Source organism: Streptomyces sp. JW3 (assembly GCF_052216785.1).
Taxonomy (GTDB): Bacteria; Actinomycetota; Actinomycetes; order Streptomycetales; family Streptomycetaceae; genus Streptomyces.
In genome coordinates this window covers 82,103-90,291 of sequence record NZ_JBQOUX010000020.1, presented here as the reverse complement: position 1 = coordinate 90,291, position 8,189 = coordinate 82,103, and the positions used below count along the sequence as shown (strand labels likewise).

The following is an 8,189-nucleotide window of genomic DNA, read 5'->3' as shown; positions in this document are numbered from 1 at the left end:
GCGTCGGCGCCGAGGCGGGCCGGCGCCGGCCGCACGAGTTCTCCGGCGGCCAGCGCCAGCGCATCGGCATCGCCCGCGCGCTGGCCTCCGGACCGAAGTTCGTCGTCGCCGACGAAGCGGTCTCCGCCCTGGACGTCTCCATCCAGGCACAGGTGCTGAACCTGTTGTCGGACATGGTCCGCGAACGCGGCCTGACCATGCTGTTCATCTCCCACGACCTGGGCGTGGTGCGGCACATCGCCGACCGGGTGGCGGTCATGTACCTGGGGCAGATCATCGAGGTCGCCTCCCGGGACGACTTCTTCGCCGGCCCCGCCCACCCCTACTCCGAGGCGCTGCTGTCCTCGGTGCCGTCCCCGCGCCCCGGCGGGCGGCGCGAACGCCGGGTCCTGGAGGGCGAACTGCCCGACCCGGCGAACCCGCCCGCGGGGTGCCTGTTCCAGACCCGCTGCCCCTTCGCCGAGGCCGACTGCCGCACCCGTATGCCGGAACCGCGCGAGATCGCGCCCGGCCGCACCGTCCGCTGCCACCTCCCCCTGGTGACCGGCGAGAAAGGCTGACCCGCGTGATCATCGACGCGTACAACACCACCCAGGACGTCCGGGGCCGCTCCGACTACCTCACCGGCGTCCGCAAGGGCCAGGCACCGCCGCCGTACACACCGTTCGAACCCCGGCGCATCCTGGACCGGATGGACGCCGCCGGCGTCGACCTGGCGATGGTCTGCTCGCTCGCCCAGCGGATCGAGAACGACTTCATCGCCGCCCTGGTCGCCGCCCACCCCGACCGGTTCTTCGGCTTCGGGCAGGTGCTGCCGGGGGACGACGACGCCGTCGAGCAGATCGACCGCATGGCCGACGCCGGACTGGTCGGCCTCAAGCTCCACCCCAGCCTGCACGGCTACCACGTCGCCGACCACGGCCTGCTGGACCCGCTGTTCGACGCCTGCGCCAGGCGTGGCCTGATGGTGCTGGTCAACGCGCTGGACGACTCCTTCTGCGCCCCGCTGGCCATCGAGGAGATCGCCCGCGACCACCCCGGAGTGCCCACGATCATCGCCCACATGGGCGCGGTGTGGAACGTCCCGGAGGCGATCATCGTCGCCGAGCGGCAGCCGCACGTGTACCTGGAGACCTCGGCCACGCTGATGAGCGACGTGAAGCGGGCCTACGCCCGGCTGGGCCCGGAGAAGATCCTGCTGGGCAGCGAGTGGCCCGGCTCCGACTTCGACCTGGAACGCATGAAGATCGCCAAGGCGGTACCGGACGAGAAGGACCGCGCCCTGATCGAGGGCGGCAACATGGCCCGGCTGCTGGGCATCGACGCGTGAGCGCCGCCCACCCCGGCGTCGCACCCGTCGCCGTACCGGCCGGCATGAGCGACGCGGACGCCGAACTCCTGCGCCGGGCCGAGGAGTTGCTCGGCCGGGTACGCCGCGAGGGGCGGCACGAGGTGGCCACCGCGCTGCGCACCGCCGACGGCGCGGTGCACACCGGCGTGCACGTCGAGGGCTCCTGCCGGCGCAGCTCGGTCTGCGCCGAGGGCGTCGCCCTGGGCACCGCCAGAGGGGCGTACCCGGGGGAACGGCCGCTGGAGGTCGTCTCGGTCGTCTCCGTCCAGGTCAAACCGGCCGGCCGGTTCCGGGTGATCGCGCCGTGCGGCGTGTGCCGGGAACTGATCAGCGACTACAGCCCGGACGCGACGGTCTGGATCACCGCGGTCGAGGACGGCCGGGTCGTCCCGGTCCGGGCCCTGGACCTGCTGCCGGACAAGAGCCGGCGCGCCTGGTGACCACCGGCCGCCGCAAAGGAGAAGGAAACAGCGTGACACCACCGGCCACCCCCGTCCCCACCGGCCTCGACCTGGCCGCCCTCGCCGCCGAACTGGGCGGCACCGGCACCCCGGTCCGCTGGGAGGAACTCACCTGGCGGCAGGCGGAGACCACCGCCGCCGCCCGCGACGCCGTGATCATCCCGGTCGGCGCCACCGAACAGCACGGCCCGCACCTGCCGCTGGCCGTCGACACCCTCATCTGCCACGCCGTCGCCCTCGGCGTCTCGGCCCTGACCGGCGTACCGGTCCTGCCGCCGCTCAGCTTCGGGGTGTCCGCCTCGCACGGCGACTTCGGCGGCACGGTGGCGCTGCGCCCGGAGACGATGATCGCCGTCGTCGAGGACGTCATCGACTCCCTGCACGCCTCCGGCGTACGGCAGTTCATCCTGCTCAACGGGCACATCTGGAACAACGGCGCGCTCGACGTGTCCGCCGAGAAACTCCGGGTGCGCCACCGCGACGCCCGGGTACGGGCTCTCGGCTACGTGACGATGTACCCCGGCCCCGAGGTCGACGGGCACGTCCGCTACGGCCGGGCGCTGATGCACGCCAACTTCTTCGAGACCTCGGTCATGCTCCACCTCCACCCCGAACTGGTCCGCATGGACCAGGCCACCTCGCACATCGACGTGGACTCCTTCTGGGACTACCGGATGGACCAGGTCAGCGAGACCGGCGTGTGGGGCCGCGACGTCACCGACGCCGACGCCGGGCACGGCGGCCGGGAGTTCGACCGCTGCCTGCTCACCACCGCCCGCGCCGTGTCCGCCGCGGTCCGCGAACCCTGGCCCGACCCGACCCACCGCCCCGGAGCACCCGCGTGAAGATCTACGACATCACCCTGCCCATCCACCCGCAGATGCTGCACTGGGGCCGCAAACCCGAGGTGGAGACCGTCGAGTCGCTCGCCGCGGGAGACGCCTCCAACGTCACCCGCTGGCGGCTCGGCGCCCACACCGGCACCCACGTCGACGCCCCCGCGCACTTCCGCGACGGCGCCACCCCCATCGACGAGGTGTCCCTGCACTCCCTGGTCGGCCCCGCCCTGGTCATCGACCTCACCGGCGTGGAGGGCGATGTGGAACCGCACCACCTCCAGGCGGGCGGCGCCGCCGGACACCGGCGGGTCCTGCTCAAGACCTCCAACTCCGCCGGCCCGCTCAGGGAGACCGAGCGCGCCCCGCGGTGGGTGGGCCTGTCCCCGGCGGCGGCCGACTGGCTGATCGCGCACGACGTCGAACTCATCGGCATCGACTACCTCACCATCGAGAGCCACCACCGCACCGACACCTGGGACGTCCACCACGCTCTCCTCGGCGCCGGTGTGCTGATCCTGGAGAACGCCGACCTCGACCAGGTACCGGCCGGCGAGTACGACCTGACCTGCCTGCCCGCCAAACTGGTCGGCGCCGACGGCTCGTTCGCCCGCGCCATCCTCACCACCCGGGACTGACCATGGCCACGATCGCGATCGCCGCACCCCATCCCGCCGGGATCGACGCGGCCCGCCGGGTGACCGCCGAGGGCGGCGGCGTGATCGACGCCGCGCTCGCCGCCGCCGCGGCGCTCACGGTGGCCTACCCCCACCAGTGCTCGCTCGGCGGCGACCTGGTCGCCCTGGTCCGCGACGGCACCCGCGGCACCGTGCGGACCGTGCTGTCGGCGGGAGCCGCCGCCGCGGCCACCGACCCGGCGCGGCTGCGGGCGGCCGCCGACCGGATGCCGGCCGGCGGACCGCACACGGTCACCGTCCCCGGAGCCGTCGCCGGCTGGGCGGAACTCGCCCGGCTCGGCGCCCGGCTGCCGCTCGCCCGCGCCCTCGCCCCGGCCCGCGACCTGGCCGCGGCCGGCGTCGCCGTCAGCACGGGCCTGGCCCGGGCGATCCGCGCCCGCCTCGACGTCGTACGGGCCGACCCGGGCCTGTCCGCGCTGCTGCTGGACAAGGCGGGCGACCCGCTGCCCGCCGGTGCGCCGCTGCGCCAGCCGGCGCTCGCCGCGACCCTGGCGGAACTCGCCGACGACTGGCGGCACTTCTACACCGGCCCGACCGCCCGGCGGCTCGTGACGGCGCTGCGCGAGCGCGGCAGCCTGCTCGACGCGGCCGACTTCGCGGCCCACCGGGCACAGAACACCGCCCCCCTGTCCCTGACCCGGGACGGCGCCACCTGGTGGGCGGCCCCGCCCCCCACCCAGGGCGCGGCCCTGCTCGCCGTACTCGGACACCGCGGCGACCCGCTGACCGCCGCCCGGCAGGCGGAGCTGAGCCGGGACGCGCTGCTCGGCGACCCCCGCACCGGCCCCGTGGACACCGACGGCCTGCTGCTGCGCGCGCCGCGCGACCTCGCCGCCCTGCCGGTCGGCCCCCGCCCGGCCGGGGACACGGTCGCCGTCACCGCCGTGGACGACGCCGGCAACGCGGTCAGCCTGATCCAGAGCGTGTTCCAGAGCTTCGGCTCCGGCATCGCCGACCCGGCCACCGGCGTGGTGCTGCACAACCGCGGCTCGGCGTTCAGCCTGGACCCGGCGCACCCCGGAACACTGCGCCCCGGCGCGCGGCCCCCGCACACTTTGTGCCCGGCGCTGGCCACCGCGCCGGACCGGGTGGTGGCGCTGGGCTGCCAGGGCGGCCGGGCCCAGGCGTGGATCCTGTCCCAGGTGGCCGACGACATCCTCGACACCCCCGACCCGGGGGCCCTGCTGGCCCGCCCCCGCTGGATCATCGGCTCCCGGGACCTGGGCCGCCCGCGTCCCACCCTCGTCCTGGAACCCGGCACCCCGGACGCCGGCCGGCTGACCACCGTCGCCGGCCGCCTGGGCCTGGCGGTGGCGCGGGCGGCCGGTCCGCACGACGAGGCGGGCCACGTTCAGACGGCCCGCCTGCGCGGCACCCGGACCGACGCGGCCAGCGACCCGAGGGCGGACGGCACGGCGGCCGTCCTCCGGGAGTGACACGCTCGTCCCCGACACCGTTGATGCGGCCACCCCCGTGATACGGGCCACCCGCGCGGCGTCAGGACGTCGCGGCTCCCGGCGGCGTCGGTCGCTCGCCGCGGCGGGTGTTGAGCCGGGCGGCCTGCCGGGTCAGGTGGTCGCGCTCGGCGAGGCCGGGGGCCTGGTGGGCCGCCTCGGCGTACAGCCGGGCCGCGGTCACCAGGTCCCCGTCGCGCTCGTGCAGGTACGCCGCGACCGCCGTGCGGCGGGGCAGCGCGGCGTCGAGTTCCGCGAGCGCCGCCAGACCGGCCCGCGGCCCGTCGGCCTCCCCGACCGCGACCGCGCGGTTGAGCCGGACGACCGGGCTGTCGGTCAGCCGGGTCAGCTCGTCGTACCACTCGACGATCTGCGGCCAGTCGGTCTCCTCGGCGGCGGGCGCGTCGGCGTGCAGGGCGGCGATGGCGGCCTGGGCCTGGAACTCGCCCAGCCGGTCGCGGGCGAGGGCCGCCTGAAGGATGCGCACGCCCTCGGCGATCAGCGCCGTGTCCCACCGGCCGCGGTCCTGCTCGGCGAGCGGCACCAGGCCCCCGTCGGACGCGGTCCGGGAGGCCCGCCGGGCGTGGTGCAGCAGCATCAGGGCGAGCAGCCCGGCGACCTCGGGGTGGGCGATGCGGGCCGCGAGCTGCCGGGTGAGCCGGATGGCCTCGGCGGCGAGGTCGACGTCGCCGGAGTAGCCCTCGTTGAAGACGAGGTAGAGGACCCGCAGCACCGTGCCGACGTCCCCGGGCTGGTCGAACCGCACACCGGAGACGGTCCGCTTGGCCCGGCTGATCCGCTGCGCCATCGTCGCCTCCGGCACCAGATACGCCTGGGCGATCTGCCGGGTGGTCAGCCCGCCGACCGCGCGCAGGGTGAGCGCGACGGCCGACGACGGCGTCAACGACGGGTGCGCGCACAGGAAGTAGAGCTGGAGCGTGTCGTCCACCGCGGGGGCCGGGCCGGGGGCCGGCTCCTCCTCGACGCGGTCCTCACGCCGGCGGCGGGCCGCCTCCGACCGGGTCGCGTCGAGGAACTTGCGCCAGGCCACCGTCACCAGCCAGCCCTTGGCGTCCCGCGGCGGATCGGCCGGCCACACCCGCACCGCCTCGACCAGCGCGTCCTGCACGGCGTCCTCGGCCGCCGCGAAGTCGGCTCCGCGGCGGACGAGGACCCCGAGCACGCCCGGCGTGAGGCTCCGCAGCAGGGCCTCGGTCAGCTCGGTCACCTGAGCGGTCAGTCCGTGACGGTGGGCGGCGCGGTCAGGAACGGGCGCACCTCCAGCCACTCGTGGATCGGCCGGCCGCCGGCGCCCGGCGCGGCCGACAGTTCGCCGGCCAGTTCGACGGCCCGCTCGTAGCCGTCGACGTCGATGATCATCCAGCCGGCGATGAGGTCCTTGGTCTCGGCGAACGGCCCGTCGGTGACCGGCGGGCGCCCCTCGCCGTCGTAGCGCACCCAGGCCCCCTCGGGGGCGAGCGCCTGGCCGTCGACGAACTCGCCGCTCTGCTCCAGCTTGGCCGCGAAGTCGTGCATGTACCGCATGTGCGCCGAGATCTCCTCCGGCGTCCACTGGTCCATCGGCACGTCGTTGACCGCCGCCGGGGCGCCGCGGTAGTGCTTCAGCAGCAGATACTTGGCCATCGTGGCTCTCCTCGGTACGGGTGCGGCCCATTGTGGCCGCTCGCACCTCTGGGACGCAGCGGACGACGGATTCTCGACATCGGCGGCCGACTTTTTTTCGAGCTCTCGCCGTCGTCCGGGTCGTTCGCGCCTGACCTGCGACATCGCGGGAGCACGCGGTGCGGCAGGGCCGTGGGCGGCCCGTGCGGTGTGCCCCGTGCTAGCGTGGGGCGTTTGCAGCGTCGCTGTGCCGGTGCCGGTTCGCGGTCCCCGGCCGGTGGCCGCGTCCCCGCCGCGCCTTCCTCGGTACGGTCCCTTCGGAGGAAGGCTCTCTGTGAGCGAATCAGCACGTGCCGATGCCCGGCAGCCGGACGGGGTGCCGGGCGCCCCCGAGGTGCTGTCCCCGGCGGCGTCCTTCGCGGAGCTGGGGCTGCCGGCCGAGATCCTGCGGGTGCTCGACGAGCACGGTGTGACGGTGCCCTTCCCGATCCAGGCGGCGGCACTGCCGCACGCGCTGGCCGGCCGGGACGTGCTGGGCCGGGGCCGCACCGGATCCGGCAAGACGCTCGCCTTCGGCCTGGCAGTGCTCGCCCGGACGGCCGGGCGGCGGGCCCGGCCCAAGGAGCCGCTGGCGCTCGTCCTGGTGCCCACCAGGGAGCTGGCGCAGCAGGTCGGCGAGGCGCTCACCCCGTACGCCGAGGCGCTGCGGCTGCGGCTCGCGACCGTGGTGGGCGGGGTGTCCGTCGGCCGGCAGACCGCCGCGCTCCGGGACGGCGCCGAGATCGTCGTCGCCACCCCCGGCCGGCTGCACGACCTCGTCGACCGCAAGGCGTGCCGGCTGGGACAGGTGCGGATCACGGTCCTGGACGAGGCCGACCAGATGTGCGACATGGGCTTCCTGCCGCAGGTCACCGAAGCGCTGGACCAGGTGCGTCCCGACGGACAGCGCATGCTGTTCTCCGCGACCCTCGACCGCGATGTCGACCAGCTGGTGCGGGACTACCTGCGCGAGCCCGCCGTGCACTCCGTGGACCCCGCGGCCAACGCGGTCACCGAAATCGCGCACCACGTCTTCGTCGTGCACGGCCCCGACCGGTACGCCGTGACCACGGAGATCGCCGCCCGGGACGGCCGCGTCCTGCTGTTCCTGGACACCAAGCACGGTGTCGACCAGCTGACCCGGCACCTGCGGGCCAGCGGGGTGGCCGCCGCCGCCCTGCACAGCGGCAAGTCCCAGCCGCAGCGCACCCGGACCCTGGCCCAGTTCAAGACCGGGCAGGTCACCGCCCTGGTCGCGACGAACGTCGCCGCGCGTGGCCTGCACGTCGACGACCTCGACCTGGTGGTCAACGTCGACCCGGCCACCGACCCCAAGGACTATCTGCACCGCGCCGGCCGGACCGCCCGGGCCGGCCGCTCCGGCACCGTGGTGACACTGGTCCTGTCGGGACAGCGCCGCGAGACGAGCCAGGTGATGGCGGACGCCGGTGTCGCCGCCAAGGTCGTCAAAGTGCGGTCCGGCGAGGCGGAGTTGAGCCGGATCACCGGCGCCAGGGCACCTTCGGGGGCGCCTCTGGACGGCGGGCCCGCCGCGGCGCGCCCCAAGAACCACAACGCCCCGTTCCGTGGCCTGGGCAGCACCAAGGACGCCAAGAGCGGCTCCGGGGGCCGGCCGTCCCGCAAGAGCAGCGAGGCCCAGAAGCTCGCGGAGGCCCGCCGGGCGGCCCGGGTACGGCGCGGCGGCTGAGTGAGGAGCCCGGACTCCG

At 75.2% G+C, this 8,189-nt stretch carries 9 protein-coding genes; 7 read left to right on the top strand and 2 right to left on the bottom strand.

The features are described from left to right. The 6 genes from ACTT8P_RS11675 to ACTT8P_RS11650 form a co-directional block, all read left to right on the top strand. Nucleotides 1-560, top strand: a 560-nt coding sequence (locus ACTT8P_RS11675) for an oligopeptide/dipeptide ABC transporter ATP-binding protein (protein ID WP_442831506.1), incomplete at its 5' end; no start/stop codon positions are given. A 5-nt stretch (nucleotides 561-565) separates the two neighbouring features. Then, the gene (locus ACTT8P_RS11670; RefSeq protein ID WP_442831505.1) at nucleotides 566-1,330 is read left to right on the top strand and encodes an amidohydrolase family protein; all 765 of its coding nucleotides are present in this window, start codon (nucleotides 566-568) and stop codon (nucleotides 1,328-1,330) included. Beyond that, on the top strand, nucleotides 1,327-1,791 hold the full coding sequence (locus ACTT8P_RS11665) for a cytidine deaminase (protein ID WP_442831504.1): 465 nt from the start codon (nucleotides 1,327-1,329) through the stop codon (nucleotides 1,789-1,791). The genes ACTT8P_RS11670 and ACTT8P_RS11665 overlap by 4 nt, the downstream gene beginning before the upstream one ends. Nucleotides 1,792-1,823: 32 nt before the next feature. Then, a complete protein-coding gene (locus ACTT8P_RS11660) occupies nucleotides 1,824-2,657 on the top strand; it encodes a creatininase family protein (RefSeq protein ID WP_442831503.1) in 834 nt (277 codons plus the stop codon). Continuing rightward, nucleotides 2,654-3,286 carry a cyclase family protein gene (locus ACTT8P_RS11655; RefSeq protein ID WP_442831502.1) on the top strand — a complete coding sequence of 211 codons (633 nt, stop codon included), beginning with the start codon at nucleotides 2,654-2,656 and terminating at the stop codon, nucleotides 3,284-3,286. Before ACTT8P_RS11660 ends, ACTT8P_RS11655 begins: the two co-directional genes overlap by 4 nt. A gap of 2 nt (nucleotides 3,287-3,288) precedes the next feature. Beyond that, nucleotides 3,289-4,782 (top strand): gamma-glutamyltransferase, encoded by a 1,494-nt coding sequence (locus tag ACTT8P_RS11650; protein ID WP_442831501.1) that lies wholly within the window; start codon nucleotides 3,289-3,291, stop codon nucleotides 4,780-4,782. 61 nt (nucleotides 4,783-4,843) lie between these two features. Here ACTT8P_RS11650 and ACTT8P_RS11645 read toward each other — a convergent pair whose 3' ends face one another. After that, nucleotides 4,844-6,019: an RNA polymerase sigma factor gene (locus ACTT8P_RS11645; RefSeq protein ID WP_442831512.1), complete on the bottom strand. Its 1,176-nt coding sequence runs from the start codon at nucleotides 6,017-6,019 to the stop codon at nucleotides 4,844-4,846. 17 nt (nucleotides 6,020-6,036) lie between these two features. Beyond that, complete coding sequence (locus ACTT8P_RS11640) at nucleotides 6,037-6,444, bottom strand: YciI family protein (protein WP_442831500.1); 408 nt, start codon at nucleotides 6,442-6,444, stop codon at nucleotides 6,037-6,039. A 313-nt stretch (nucleotides 6,445-6,757) separates the two neighbouring features. Here ACTT8P_RS11640 and ACTT8P_RS11635 point away from each other — a divergent pair, with 313 nt between their 5' ends. After that, complete coding sequence (locus ACTT8P_RS11635; protein ID WP_442831499.1) at nucleotides 6,758-8,170, top strand: DEAD/DEAH box helicase; 1,413 nt, start codon at nucleotides 6,758-6,760, stop codon at nucleotides 8,168-8,170. Nucleotides 8,171-8,189: the final 19 nt, after the last annotated feature.

What these genes read in the sequence shown, in the direction of transcription:
- ACTT8P_RS11650 (WP_442831501.1), top strand. Translation starts at nt 3,289, where the DNA reads ATGGCCACGATCGCGATCGCCGCACCCCATCCCGCCGGGATCGACGCG.
- ACTT8P_RS11640 (WP_442831500.1), bottom strand. Translation starts at nt 6,444, where the DNA reads ATGGCCAAGTATCTGCTGCTGAAGCACTACCGCGGCGCCCCGGCGGCG.